Below are 13,544 nucleotides of genomic sequence, written 5' to 3' on the forward strand. Positions count from 1 at the left end.
GGTGTGTAGAGGACTTTCACCTCCAAGTCACCCACTCGGCCACCACAGCCAAGCGGGTTGCGCTGACGCGCAACGCGCCATGCCTGGCGCACAACAAAAACGCCCCCGGCCTTTCGACCGGGGGCGTTTTCATTCAGCCTGAGCTAACTCAGTTCTTGGCTTTCTTGGCAGCGCGGGTACGCTCGCCTTCGTCCAGGATCTTCTTGCGCAGACGGATCGACTTCGGCGTGACTTCGCACAGCTCGTCATCCTGGATGAATTCCAGGGCCTGTTCGAGGGTGTGGCGAACTGGCGGAACCAGGGCGATGACTTCGTCTTTGCCCGAAGCACGCATGTTGTCGAGCTTCTTGCCTTTGGTCGGGTTCACGCCCAGATCGTTGTCACGGCTGTTCAGACCGATGATCTGACCGTTGTAGATCTCCTGGCCGTGCTCGACGAACAGCTTGCCGCGCGCCTGCAGGGTTTCCAGGGAGTAGGTCAGCGCCTTACCGGTCTCGACCGATACCAGTACACCGTTGAGGCGGCCGGACATCTGGCCCGACTTCATGGTGTCGTAGCGATCGAAGATCGAGGTCAGGATGCCTGCACCGTTGGTCAGGGTCAGGAACTGGTTACGGAAGCCGATCAGGCCACGGGCTGGAATGTTGTACTCCAGGCGAACACGGCCCTTGCCATCCGGAACCATGTTGGTCAGGTCGCCTTTACGCAGACCCATCTCTTCCATCACCTTGCCCTGGGATTCCTCAGGGATGTCGATGGTGACGTTCTCGAACGGTTCCTGCTTGACGCCATCCACTTCGCGGATGATCACTTCAGGACGGCCCACGGCCATCTCGAAGCCTTCACGGCGCATGGTTTCGATCAGTACCGACAGGTGCAGTTCACCACGGCCCGATACCTTGAACTTGTCAGGGGAATCGGTTTCCTGAACACGCAGAGCAACGTTGTACAGCAGCTCTTTGTCCAGACGGTCCTTGATGTTACGGCTGGTGACGAACTTGCCTTCCTTGCCGCAGAACGGCGAGTCGTTGACCTGGAAGGTCATCGAAACGGTTGGCTCGTCAACGGTCAGCGGCTTCATCGCTTCGACGGCAGTCGGGTCGCACAGGGTGTCGGAGATGAACAGCTCGTCGAAACCGCTGATGCAGACGATGTCGCCAGCCTGGGCTTCTTCGACGTCGACGCGGTGCAGGCCGTGGTGGCCCATCAGCTTGAGGATACGGCCGTTACGCTTCTTGCCGTTGGTGTCGATGGCGACGACCGGGGTGTTCGGCTTCACGCGGCCACGGGCGATACGGCCAACGCCGATGACACCCAGGAAGCTGTTGTAGTCCAGTGCCGAGATCTGCATCTGGAACGGGCCTTCACGGTCAACGTCCGGCGCGGGTACGTTGTCGACGATCGACTGGTACAGCGGGGTCATGTCTTCGGCCATGGCGGTGTGGTCCAGGCCGGCAATGCCGTTCAGGGCCGAGGCGTAGACCACTTTGAAGTCCAGCTGCTCGTCGGTTGCACCGAGGTTGTCGAACAGGTCGAAGATCTGGTCCAGAACCCAGTCAGGACGTGCGCCCGGACGGTCGACCTTGTTGATCACGACGATCGGCTTGAGGCCGGCTTCGAAGGCCTTCTTGGTCACGAAGCGGGTTTGCGGCATAGGGCCGTCCTGGGCGTCGACCAGCAGCAGCACGGAGTCGACCATGGACATTACACGCTCAACCTCGCCACCGAAGTCGGCGTGGCCGGGGGTGTCGACGATGTTGATGTGGTAGCCGTTCCAGTTGATGGCGGTGTTTTTCGCCAGAATGGTAATGCCACGCTCTTTTTCCTGGTCGTTGGAGTCCATTACGCGCTCGTCGTTGAGCTCGTTACGTTCCAGGGTGCCGGACTGACGCAGGAGTTTGTCGACCAGGGTGGTTTTACCATGGTCAACGTGGGCGATGATGGCGATGTTACGCAGATTTTCGATCACAACTGTATCTCGATCAGAGGATTCGGTTGCCGCCAGTCTAGGCGGCCAATATGAAGGTAAAAGGCTCAGCGGGCCCGGCGGTCGGGAGGGCGATGGCGGATGCTGCCGCCATACAGCCCTGGGGTCTTATGCCGGACGATAAACACGCACATTGGCATGTCCCTCACTGAGCAGGTGGTGTGCGTGCAATCGGCTCATCACACCTTTGTCGCAATACAGCAAGTACTGGCGGGTTTCATCCAGCTGCTTGAACTTGCTGTTGATCGCGTAGAACGGCATCACCTGAACTTCGATACCCTCGAGCACCAAAGGCTCGTCTTCCTGGGCGTCAGGGTGGCGGATGTCGATCACGATCTGGCCTGGCAATGCTTCGCTGACTTCCTCGATTTCCACGTCCTTGCCCAGCTCGTCGATCACGTGGTCGATCGAGATGAACTTGGCACGTTCGAGGGCGCGCTCCAGCACGGCCATGTCGAACTGCTTCTCTTCATGCTCCATGCGGTGACGCTTGGCATGGGTGGTCGGGTTCACCGAGATCACGCCGCAATATTCAGGCATGTGCTTGGCGAAGTCGGCGGTGCCGATTTCGTTGGCCTGGTCGATGATGTCCTGCTTGTGGCTGGCCAGCAATGGGCGCAGCACCAGCTTGTCGGTGGCCGAGTCGATGATCGACAGGTTCGGCAGCGTCTGGCTGGACACCTGGGAGATCGCCTCGCCGGTGACCAGCGCATCGATTTCCAGACGATCGGCCATGCGCGCAGCGCCGCGCAGCATCATGCGCTTGAGGGTCACGCCCATGTAGCTGTTGTCGACCTTGTTGAGGATCTCGCCGACCACTTCTTCGAACGGCACGCTGATGAACAGTACGCGCTGGCTGCTGCCGTACTTTTTCCACAGGTAGTGGGCCACTTCCATCACGCCCAGTTCGTGGGCCCGGCCGCCGAGGTTGAAGAAGCAGAAATGGGTCATCAGGCCGCGACGCATCATCTGGTAGGCCGCCACGGTGGAGTCGAAACCGCCGGACATCAGGACCAGGGTCTGCTCCAGGGCCCCCAGCGGGTAGCCGCCGATGCCTTGATGCTGATTGTGGATCACGTACAGGCGCTGGTTGCGGATTTCGATGCGCACCGTCACTTCAGGCTGCTTGAGCTCGATGCCGGCGGCGCCGCACTGCTGGCGCAGCTGGCTACCCACGTAACGGTCGACGTCCATCGAGGTGAAGTCATGGTGGCCGCCACGCTTGCAACGCACGGCGAAATACTTGCCGGCGAGCAAGTGGCCGAAGTGCTGCTTGCACTTGGCGACGATATCGTCGAAGTCCCCGAGCGGGTATTCCTCTACCTGCAGGAAGTGGGTGATCCCCGGGGTGCAGGTGAGGCGCTCGATCATCTCGCGCTGGACTTTTTCGTCTTCGACGCGGGTGACCACTTCGAGGTTGTCCCAGACACCATCGACCGCGAGCTCAGGGTCGAGGTCCTTGAGCACGTTGCGGATGTTCTTGCCGAGCTGGCGGATGAAGCGCTTGCGCACCGGCCGGCTCTTGATGGTGATTTCTGGGAAGACTTTGACGATAAGTTTCATTGGTTAACAGCGCGCGCAGGGCCTGCCGAAAAATGAGGGGCGCGAATTATATCGGAAATTGCTCAGGATTTGACCAACTTTTGTACAGAAGGTCGGATTTATATTGCCGGTACTGGCCTCATCGCCGGCAAGCCAGCACCTGGGGGACATCGGCAGGCCTCACGACGGGCGCCTGATCTGTGCGAGCAGGCGTGCAGGCGACTAAGCCCCTAAAGGAAGCACACGGCCCCAACTGTGCACGCAATTGGTGCGCCGGTAACAAAAACCGCATCGTAAGGGTGCACTTTTCCCCGACAACCCGGCCTCAAATGCCCGTAAACGCCCCTTTTTATCCCGGCCTCGCCATTTTCGGGCACTGGCATGCAATTTGCTCCCTTGTGAGGCAGGTAAGCTTGGCCGACTATCCGCGCCCGGCAACACCCTTTTTTCCAGGGCAGCGGCCCACCGCGCTCTAGACCATCCGGAGGACAACATGTCGAAGTCGGTTCAACTCATCAAAGATCATGACGTCAAGTGGATTGATCTGCGTTTCACGGACACCAAAGGCACTCAGCATCACGTGACCATGCCAGCGCGTGATGGCCTGGACGAAGACTTCTTCGAAGTCGGCAAGATGTTCGACGGTTCCTCCATCGCTGGCTGGAAAGGCATCGAAGCCTCCGACATGATCCTGATGCCGGTCGACGAGACCGCCGTCCTGGACCCGTTCACCGAAGAGCCGACCCTGATCATCACCTGCGACATCGTCGACCCTTCGAGCATGCAGGGCTACGATCGCGACCCACGCGCAATCGCCAAGCGCGCTGAAGAGTACCTCAAGAGCACCGGCATCGGTGACACCGTCTTCGCCGGCCCAGAGCCTGAGTTCTTCATCTTCGACGAAGTGAAGTTCCAGTCGGACATCTCCGGCTCGATGTTCAAGATCTTCTCCGAGCAAGGCTCGTGGATGACTGGCGCTGACGTGGAAGGCGGCAACAAAGGCCACCGTCCAGGCGTCAAAGGTGGCTACTTCCCAGTTCCGCCGTTCGACCACGACCACGAAATCCGTACTGCCATGTGCAACGCCCTGGAAGAAATGGGCCAGACCGTTGAAGTTCACCACCATGAAGTGGCGACTGCCGGCCAGAACGAAATCGGCGTCAAGTTCAACACCCTGGTGAAGAAAGCTGACGAAGTACAGGCCCTGAAGTATGTCGTGCACAACGTTGCCGACGCATACGGCCGTACCGCCACCTTCATGCCGAAGCCACTGTACGGCGACAACGGCTCGGGCATGCACGTGCACATGTCGATCTGGAAAGAAGGCAAGAACACCTTCGCCGGTGAAGGCTATGCCGGTCTGTCCGAAACTGCCCTGTACTTCATCGGCGGTATCATCAAGCACGGTAAGGCACTGAACGGCTTCACCAACCCGTCGACCAACTCCTACAAGCGTCTGGTTCCAGGCTTCGAAGCCCCGGTAATGCTGGCCTACTCGGCACGCAACCGTTCGGCCTCGATCCGTATTCCTTACGTCGGCAGCCCTAAAGCCCGCCGTATCGAAGCGCGCTTCCCGGACCCATCGGCCAACCCGTACCTGGCTTTCGCCGCCCTGCTGATGGCTGGCCTGGACGGTATCCAGAACAAGATTCACCCAGGCGATGCTGCCGACAAGAACCTGTACGACCTGCCGCCTGAAGAGGCGAAAGATATCCCGCAAGTTTGCGGCAGCCTGAAAGAAGCGCTGGAAGAGCTGGATAAAGGCCGTGCGTTCCTGACCAAGGGCGGCGTGTTCTCCGACGACTTCATCGATGCCTTCATCGAGCTGAAGTCCGAAGAAGAGATCAAAGTCCGTACCTTCGTGCACCCGCTGGAATACGAGCTGTACTACAGCTGCTGATCTGATCGGCGCCTGGCGTCGATGAAATCACCGAAAACGGCCTTCTTCTGAAGGCCGTTTTTGTTTTTCGACTGCCCGAATCGGACGCATCCTACAAGCAGAACTCGCCATCCAAATCCACAATCAGGTCTCCATCCACAGGAGATCACCATGCAACGCGCCACCTTTGTGCTCGTCATCACCTTCGGCCTTCTCGGCTGCCAGGCATCATCGCCTTCTGAACCCGAATTCCAGCCCTTGCTTTCCAGTATCGAGCAGCGCCTCGACCTGGCCACCTCGGTAGCGGTACACAAATGGGACCACCACTTGCCCGTGGAGGCCCCCGAACGCGAGCGGCAGGTGCTGTCAGGTGTCCAACAGATGGCACCGGACTACGACCTGAGCCCTGAGCGCGCCGCTGCGTTCTTCGCTGACCAGATCGAAGCCAACAAGCTGATCCAGTACACCCTGCGCGATCGCTGGGCAATGCTAGGGCAACGCCCGCCGGCTAAACCGCTCGACCTTGCCAACCAGATTCGCCCCCGCCTGGACCAACTCCAGGCGACGCTACTGTTCGAACTGGCCCGGTTTGACCAGCAACGTTACCCAGACTGCAGGCAAGAACTCGCCCGCGCCCTGGCGCGACGCACCAACGACCCTTTACGCCACCAGGCGCTGGTGCGCGCCACCTCACAGCTGTGTGTCGAACACTAGCCACGGCTATGCTCTATATTGGTGCGCAATGTCACGCATTGCGCCGCCTATCACACCAAAATAGGTCACGTGAAACGGTAAATCAGAGTCTTCTGTTCCGAATAAGCGCAATTACAGGTCTTTATCAGAGAATTCCGCTTCTTTTCGGAGCCTTGGTTTGTTTCTTGCATTTTCCAGGCATCAGCGGATCCATAGCGCGCTCGTCCTTGGCCCGACCAAGGACCCGCCAGCGCCAAAAGAGGTCAACGACGCCTTATGACCATCAGCGATGCACAGCACCGTCTGCTTCTGGACAACCTGACCACAGCTACGCTCTTGCTCAACGCCGAGCTGCGCCTGGAGTACATGAACCCGGCTGCGGAAATGCTCCTGGCCGTGAGTGGCCAGCGCAGCCATGGGCAGTTCATCAGTGAACTGTTCACCGAATCGTCCGAGGCGCTCAACTCGCTGCGCCAGGCGGTCGAACAGGCGCACCCGTTCACCAAGCGCGAAGCCCAACTGACCTCGCTGACCGGGCAGACCATCACGGTCGACTATGCCGTGACACCCATCTTGCACCAGGGCAACACCCTGCTGCTGCTGGAGGTACACCCGCGTGACCGCCTGCTGCGCATCACCAAGGAAGAAGCCCAGCTGAGCAAGCAGGAAACCACCAAGATGCTGGTCCGCGGCCTCGCCCACGAGATCAAGAACCCGCTGGGTGGCATCCGTGGCGCGGCGCAACTGCTGGCCCGGGAATTGCCCGAAGATGGCCTGCGCGACTACACCAACGTGATCATCGAAGAGGCCGATCGCCTGCGCAACCTGGTCGACCGCATGCTCGGTTCGAACAAGCTGCCATCGCTGGCCATGACCAACATTCACGAAGTCCTTGAGCGGGTCTGCAGCCTGGTCGACGCAGAAAGCCAAGGATGCATCACTTTGGTGCGTGACTACGACCCGAGCCTGCCGGACGTACTGATCGACCGCGAGCAGATGATCCAGGCGGTGCTGAATATCGTGCGCAACGCGATGCAGGCGATCAGCTCGCAGAACGAGTTGCGCCTGGGCCGCATCACCCTGCGCAGCCGCGCGATGCGCCAGTTCACCATCGGCCATGTGCGCCACCGCCTGGTGGCCCGCGTCGAGATCATCGATAACGGCCCCGGCATCCCCAGTGAACTGCAAGACACGCTCTTCTATCCCATGGTCAGTGGCCGCCCGGACGGTACCGGGTTGGGCCTGGCCATTACCCAGAACATCATCAGCCAGCACCAGGGCCTGATCGAGTGTGAAAGCCACGCCGGCCACACGGCCTTTTCGATCTTCCTGCCACTGGAACAAGGAGCCACCGCCTCATGAGCCGAAGTGAAACCGTATGGATCGTCGACGATGATCGCTCCATCCGCTGGGTCCTGGAAAAAGCCCTGCAACAGGAGGGTATGACCACCCAGAGCTTCGACAGCGCTGATGGGGTGATGGGCCGCCTGGCCCGGCAACAGCCGGACGTGATCATTTCCGACATTCGCATGCCGGGCGCCAGCGGCCTCGACCTGCTGGCACAGATTCGCGACCAACACCCGCGTCTGCCGGTCATCATCATGACCGCCCATTCCGACCTGGACAGCGCAGTCGCGTCGTACCAGGGCGGTGCTTTCGAGTACCTGCCCAAACCGTTCGACGTCGATGAGGCGGTCTCGCTGGTCAAGCGCGCCAACCAGCATGCGCAGGAACAGCAAGGCCTCGATGTGCCCCAGGCCCTGGCGCGTACCCCGGAAATCATCGGTGAAGCTCCGGCGATGCAGGAGGTGTTCCGTGCCATTGGTCGGCTGAGCCACTCCAACATCACCGTACTGATCAACGGCGAGTCCGGTACCGGCAAGGAGCTGGTGGCGCACGCCCTGCACCGCCACAGCCCGCGGGCTGCCTCACCGTTCATTGCCTTGAACATGGCCGCCATTCCCAAGGACCTGATGGAGTCGGAGCTGTTCGGCCACGAAAAAGGCGCCTTCACCGGCGCGGCCAACTTGCGACGCGGCCGCTTCGAGCAAGCGGACGGCGGCACCTTGTTCCTCGACGAAATCGGAGACATGCCTGCCGATACTCAGACACGCCTGCTGCGTGTACTGGCCGATGGCGAGTTCTACCGTGTGGGCGGCCATGTGCCCGTGAAGGTCGATGTGCGAATCATCGCTGCGACCCATCAAAATCTCGAGTCACTGGTACAGGCTGGCAAGTTCCGTGAAGACTTGTTCCATCGCCTGAACGTAATCCGTATTCATATCCCGCGCCTGGCCGACCGCCGCGAGGACATCCCAGCACTGGCACGCCACTTCCTGGGCCGCGCGGCTCAGGAGCTGGCCGTAGAGCCGAAGCTGCTCAAGCCGGAAACCGAAGAATTCATCCGCAACCTGCCATGGCCTGGCAACGTCCGCCAGCTGGAAAACACCTGCCGCTGGATCACCGTCATGGCGTCCAGCCGTGAAGTGCTGGTCGGCGACCTGCCACCCGAGCTGCTCAACCTTCCGCAGGACGCGGCACCGGTGACCAACTGGGAGCAGGCGCTGCGCCAATGGGCCGACCAGGCCTTGGCCCGAGGGCAATCCAACCTGCTCGACAGCGCCGTGCCCAGCTTCGAACGGATCATGATCGAGACGGCGCTCAAACACACTGCCGGGCGTCGCCGGGATGCCGCGGTGCTGCTGGGGTGGGGGCGCAATACCCTGACCCGCAAGATCAAGGAACTGGGGATGAACGTCGATGGCGGGGATGACGATGAGGGCGATGATCACTGACTTCCCGCTGACTCAGTAACACCGTTGGGGCCGCTTTGCGGCCCCAGCCATTTCTAGCCCATGCACCGAAGCTGTGCCAACTGCACCGCGCCAAGGCACAAATCCCCTCAAAACCCGGCCAGATCGCCCTGAAACCCAATGTTTCCGGACTTTCAAAACTGGCACGCCACCTGCAATAGGTACTACATCTCCAGTTTCGGGGGCCTCGGTACAGGCAGGCCGGGTGAACCCCTCTTTTATACGCAGTAACGCAAGCTTTGGGGACCTCGGTACAGGCAGGCCGGGAATCCCCTCTTTTACACGCAGTAACGCAAGCTTTGGGGACCTCGGTACAGGCAGGCCGGGAATCCCCTCTTTTATACGCAGTGACGCAAGCTTTGGGGACCTCGGTACAGGCAGGCCGGGAATCCCTCTTTTACACGCAGTAACGCAAGCTTTGGGGACCCTGGTACAGGCAGGCCGGGACATCCCCTCTTTTATTCGTGCAGCCGCACCCGCACCCGCCAGCGCCCCGCGTCCTCTGCACCGGCCCATTCGCCCCGCAGAGGGCGCGCGGCAATCACGCTCAGCAGCAACCCTTCGTCAGTTTTCTGCAAACGCCAGCTCACCGGCTTGCCCTGCAGGGTCAGTTGCCCGCGCTGGGCCTTGCCCTGGGCCTGGAACAGTACGGCGACAGTCCCCTCGACATTCTCGCCATGCAGCTTCGGCTCGTCGCGGAACCACAGGTCCAACCCATCCTGCACCACCTCCACCTGCTCGAGCACACGCTCTTCTGGGGTGGTGAGGCGGCCGATCATCAGGCCGACCATCACGCCGACGATCGCCAGCGAAAGCATCACACGCGGCAAGGCCTTCGAACGCGACTCGGGTTCGGGGGTAGAATGTGCACCATCTTCATGCTTGGAGCCGTGCATGTTTCACGTCATCCTTTTTCAACCTGAAATTCCGCCGAATACCGGCAACATCATTCGCCTCTGCGCCAACAGCGGTTGCGACCTGCACCTGATCGAACCGATCAGCTTCGAGCTGGACGACAAACGGCTGCGCCGTGCAGGGCTGGACTACCATGAGTATGCCACGCTCAAGCGCCACGAAAGCCTGGCCGGATGCCTGGAAAGCCTTGGCAACCCACGGCTGTTCGCCTTCACCACCAAGGGCTCGCACCCCTTTCATGAAGTCGCCTACCAGCCCGGCGATGCCTTCCTGTTCGGGCCCGAGAGCCGCGGCCTGCCCGCCGAGGTGCTGGACAGCCTGCCGGCCGAACAGCGCCTGCGCCTGCCGATGAGGCCTGGATGCCGCAGCCTGAACCTGTCCAACACTGTCGCGGTGACGGTGTATGAGGCGTGGCGCCAGCAAGGGTTTGCCGGGAGCTGATGCAGTGCCTGTACTGGAGCTGGCGCCGGCCTTGTTCAACACCTGACGCCACACCTGAGCGGGCGTGCCCGCGATGATCCCCGAACAGGCAACAAAAAAGCGCCCCGAGAGGCGCTTTTCGATACCGGCAGCGCTTACTGCACGGTCGGCGCTTCGCCGGCTTCCTGCATGCGCTGCATCTCTTGCGCGTACAGGGCGTCGAAGTTGACCGGCGACAGCATCAGGGCCGGGAACGAACCACGGGTCACCAGGCTATCCAGGGTCTCGCGGGCGTACGGGAACAGGATGTTCGGGCAGAACGCACCCAGGGTGTGGCTCATGGAAGAGGCGTCGAGGTTCTTGATCAGGAAGATACCGGCCTGCTGAACTTCGGCGATGAACGCCACTTCGTCACCATTCTTGACGGTTACCGACAGGGTCAGCACCACCTCGTGGAAGTCGCCTTCCAGGGCTTTCTGCTTGGTGTTCAGGTCCAGGGCAACGCTCGGCTCCCAGGTCTGACGGAAGATCTGCGGGCTTTTCGGGGCCTCGAACGACAGGTCGCGCACGTAGATACGCTGCATGGAGAACTGAGGGCTGTTGTCTTCGGCTGCTGCGCCGTTGGTCTGTTGGTCAGTCATGGCAGATCCTTATCCTAATGTTTTTGAATGCAGTGCAAATCAGGCCTTGAGCAGCGCGTCGAGCTTGCCGGCGCGCTCCAGGGCGTAGAGGTCATCGCAGCCACCGACATGGGTACTGCCGATCCAGATCTGCGGCACCGAAGTCCGGCCGGCCTTCTGGCTCATCTCGGCGCGCACTTGCGGCTGGCCGTCGACCTTGATTTCCTCGAAGGCCACGCCCTTGCTCTGGAGCAGGTACTTGGCGCGCATGCAGTAGGGGCAGTAGTCGCTGGAGTAGACGATGACGTCGTTCATATCACTTCACCAGGGGCAGGTTATCGGCTTTCCAGCTGGAAACGCCACCGCTCAGCTTGGCAGCGTTGTAACCAGCCTTGAGCAGTTCGCGGCAGATGGTGCCGGACTGCTGGCCCATCGCGTCGACGACGATCAGGGTCTTCTCTTTGTGCTTGTCCAGTTCGGTCATGCGAGTGGCGACCTTGTCCTGCGGGATGTTCACAGCACCGACGATGTGGCCGGCGGAGTACTCCTTGGCAGGGCGGATATCGATCACAAGGCCTTTCTCGGCGTTGACCAGAGCGGTCAGTTGGCCATTGCTCAGGCTCTGGCCGCCGCGGCGGATTTCATTGAGCAGCAGCAGGACCAGCAGAACAACGAAGATCGCAACCAGGATGTAGTGATCTGTCGCGAATTGAATCAGGTGAGCAACCATCAGCGGTGTTCCAGGCGATTGAAAATGCCGGCCAGTATACACAGCCCCCCAACACCGCCAAAGCCCGACAGGCCGGCGGGGAAGCTACCTTCATGTTGCTGCGGGCGCCACGCTGGTCAGGGAACAGGACGAATATTCGCCGCAGGTGGCGCATTTGCCCTAAAATGCGTGTCTTTATCATCTTTGAACAACCGTGAGTTTGATTGATGACGAGTACGCCCAAACCCCTGGTCCTGATCATCCTGGATGGCTTCGGCCACAGCGAAAGCCCCGAATACAACGCCATCTACGCCGCCAACACGCCGGTCTATGATCGCCTGCGCGCCACAGCGCCGCATGGCCTGATTTCCGGTTCGGGGATGGATGTCGGCCTGCCGGACGGGCAGATGGGCAACTCCGAAGTCGGTCACATGAACCTGGGCGCCGGCCGTGTCGTCTACCAGGACTTCACCCGCGTGACCAAGGCCATCCGCGACGGCGAGTTCTTCGAAAACCCGGTGCTGACAGGCGCGGTGGACCAGGCTGCAGGTGCCGGCAAGGCCGTGCACATTCTCGGCCTGCTCTCCGACGGCGGCGTCCACAGCCACCAGGACCACCTGATTGCCATGGCCGAACTGGCCGCGCAGCGTGGTGCCGACAAGATCTACCTGCACGCATTCCTCGACGGTCGTGACACCCCGCCACGCAGTGCGCAGTCGTCCATCGAGCTGCTCGATTCGACCTTTGCCAAGCTCGGCAAAGGCCGTATCGCCAGCCTGATCGGCCGTTACTACGCGATGGACCGCGACAACCGCTGGGACCGCGTCAGTGCTGCCTACAACCTGATCGTCGACAGCGTTGCCGAACACACCGCAGACAGCGCCACTGCCGGGCTCGAAGCGGCCTATGCGCGTGGCGAGAGCGACGAGTTCGTCAAGGCCACGCGTATCGGCGAAGCGGTAAAGGTCGAAGATGGCGATGCCGTGATTTTCATGAACTTCCGCGCCGACCGCGCCCGTGAGCTGTCGCGCGTGTTCGTCGAAGCCGATTTCAACGAGTTCCCACGGGCCCGCCTGCCCAAACTGGCTGCCTACATCGGCCTGACCCAGTACTCGGCGAAAATCCCCGCCCCTGCGGCGTTTGCCCCGGCCAGCCTGAACAACGTGCTGGGTGAGTACCTGGCCAAGCACGGCAAGACCCAACTGCGCATCGCCGAGACCGAGAAGTATGCACACGTCACGTTCTTCTTCTCCGGGGGGCGCGAAGAGCCGTTCGAAGGCGAAGAGCGCATTCTGATCCCATCGCCGAAAGTCGCCACTTACGACCTGCAACCGGAGATGAGCGCCCCAGAGGTCACCGACCGCATCGTCGAGGCCATCGAGCAGCAGCGCTATGACGTGATCGTGGTCAATTACGCCAACGGTGACATGGTCGGCCATACCGGCGTGTTCGAAGCCGCGGTCAAGGCCGTCGAAGCCCTGGATGGCTGTGTCGGTCGCATCGTCGAGGCCTTGGACAAGGTGGGCGGCGAAGCGCTGATCACTGCAGATCACGGCAACGTCGAGCAGATGGAAGACGAGTGCACCGGCCAGGCGCACACGGCCCACACCACCGAGCCGGTGCCTTTCATCTATGTCGGCAAACGCCAGGTCAAGGTTCGCGAGGGCGGCGTGCTGGCCGACGTGGCGCCGACCATGCTCAAGCTGCTGGGGCTGGAAAAGCCTGCGGAGATGACGGGTAGCTCGATTTTGGTCGACGGGTAAGCTGCAAGCTGCAAGCTGCAAGAGAAAGCCTGGAGTCTTGTGCCAGGCAGTTCGCTATTTGGGGCTGCTACGCAGCCCATCGCCGGCAAGCCGGCTCCAACCGGTGGGAGCCGGCTTGCCGGCGATGGGGCGCAAAGCGGCCCCAAAGCGCTTGACTACCGGTATTGACCCAGCACCCGCTTTTTCTTGCGGCTTGTAGCTTG

General features: G+C 61.0%; 12 protein-coding genes. 6 read left to right on the forward strand and 6 right to left on the reverse strand.

All coding sequences use genetic code 11. From position 1 onward, the window contains the following. Positions 1-148 precede the first annotated feature (148 nt). Positions 149-1,969: a translational GTPase TypA gene (typA, locus tag ACIPZH_RS19125; RefSeq protein ID WP_267820423.1), complete on the reverse strand. Its 1,821-nt coding sequence runs from the start codon at positions 1,967-1,969 to the stop codon at positions 149-151. A gap of 126 nt (positions 1,970-2,095) precedes the next feature. Next, positions 2,096-3,550 (reverse strand): tRNA uracil 4-sulfurtransferase ThiI, encoded by a 1,455-nt coding sequence (gene thiI, locus ACIPZH_RS19130; RefSeq protein WP_267820421.1) that lies wholly within the window; start codon positions 3,548-3,550, stop codon positions 2,096-2,098. A gap of 472 nt (positions 3,551-4,022) precedes the next feature. Between thiI and glnA the strand changes: the two genes are divergently transcribed. The 4 genes from glnA (at position 4,023) to ntrC (ending at position 8,896) form a co-directional block, all read left to right on the forward strand. Beyond that, positions 4,023-5,429 carry a type I glutamate--ammonia ligase gene (gene glnA, locus ACIPZH_RS19135; RefSeq protein WP_060480427.1) on the forward strand — a complete coding sequence of 469 codons (1,407 nt, stop codon included), beginning with the start codon at positions 4,023-4,025 and terminating at the stop codon, positions 5,427-5,429. A 150-nt stretch (positions 5,430-5,579) separates the two neighbouring features. Continuing rightward, on the forward strand, positions 5,580-6,122 hold the full coding sequence (locus tag ACIPZH_RS19140) for a chorismate mutase (protein ID WP_400637371.1): 543 nt from the start codon (positions 5,580-5,582) through the stop codon (positions 6,120-6,122). A gap of 255 nt (positions 6,123-6,377) precedes the next feature. Then, a complete protein-coding gene (gene glnL / locus ACIPZH_RS19145) occupies positions 6,378-7,463 on the forward strand; it encodes a nitrogen regulation protein NR(II) (protein WP_046784991.1) in 1,086 nt (361 codons plus the stop codon). Then, the gene (ntrC, locus tag ACIPZH_RS19150; RefSeq protein ID WP_039603934.1) at positions 7,460-8,896 is read left to right on the forward strand and encodes a nitrogen regulation protein NR(I); all 1,437 of its coding nucleotides are present in this window, start codon (positions 7,460-7,462) and stop codon (positions 8,894-8,896) included. The genes glnL and ntrC overlap by 4 nt, the downstream gene beginning before the upstream one ends. A 476-nt stretch (positions 8,897-9,372) precedes the next feature. Here the strand turns inward: ntrC and ACIPZH_RS19155 are convergent, their stop codons facing one another. Continuing rightward, positions 9,373-9,810, reverse strand: coding sequence for a hypothetical protein (locus tag ACIPZH_RS19155; RefSeq protein WP_400637373.1), 438 nt, complete (start codon positions 9,808-9,810; stop codon positions 9,373-9,375). Between ACIPZH_RS19155 and trmL the strand changes: the two genes are divergently transcribed. Further along, the gene (gene trmL, locus ACIPZH_RS19160; RefSeq protein ID WP_008093177.1) at positions 9,809-10,270 is read left to right on the forward strand and encodes a tRNA (uridine(34)/cytosine(34)/5-carboxymethylaminomethyluridine(34)-2'-O)-methyltransferase TrmL; all 462 of its coding nucleotides are present in this window, start codon (positions 9,809-9,811) and stop codon (positions 10,268-10,270) included. The genes ACIPZH_RS19155 and trmL overlap by 2 nt on opposite strands. Before the next feature lie 134 nt (positions 10,271-10,404). On the opposite strand, the gene secB is transcribed toward trmL, so the two are convergent. Genes secB through ACIPZH_RS19175 form a run of 3 tightly spaced genes read right to left on the reverse strand, consistent with a single transcriptional unit; the run spans position 10,405 to position 11,599 of the window. After that, on the reverse strand, positions 10,405-10,890 hold the full coding sequence (secB, locus tag ACIPZH_RS19165) for a protein-export chaperone SecB (RefSeq protein WP_012312355.1): 486 nt from the start codon (positions 10,888-10,890) through the stop codon (positions 10,405-10,407). Positions 10,891-10,929: 39 nt separating this feature from the next. Further along, positions 10,930-11,184, reverse strand: a complete 255-nt coding sequence (grxC, locus tag ACIPZH_RS19170; RefSeq protein ID WP_267820411.1) for a glutaredoxin 3 — start codon at positions 11,182-11,184, stop codon at positions 10,930-10,932. Position 11,185: 1 nt separating this feature from the next. Next, positions 11,186-11,599, reverse strand: coding sequence for a rhodanese-like domain-containing protein (locus tag ACIPZH_RS19175; RefSeq protein ID WP_012312353.1), 414 nt, complete (start codon positions 11,597-11,599; stop codon positions 11,186-11,188). A 206-nt stretch (positions 11,600-11,805) separates the two neighbouring features. Here ACIPZH_RS19175 and gpmI point away from each other — a divergent pair, with 206 nt between their 5' ends. Beyond that, positions 11,806-13,341, forward strand: coding sequence for a 2,3-bisphosphoglycerate-independent phosphoglycerate mutase (gene gpmI / locus ACIPZH_RS19180; protein ID WP_400637375.1), 1,536 nt, complete (start codon positions 11,806-11,808; stop codon positions 13,339-13,341). The last annotated feature ends 203 nt before the right edge of the window (positions 13,342-13,544 follow it).

This window comes from Pseudomonas sp. NPDC089758 (assembly GCF_044748705.1).
Classification (GTDB): Bacteria; Pseudomonadota; Gammaproteobacteria; order Pseudomonadales; family Pseudomonadaceae; genus Aquipseudomonas; species Aquipseudomonas putida_X.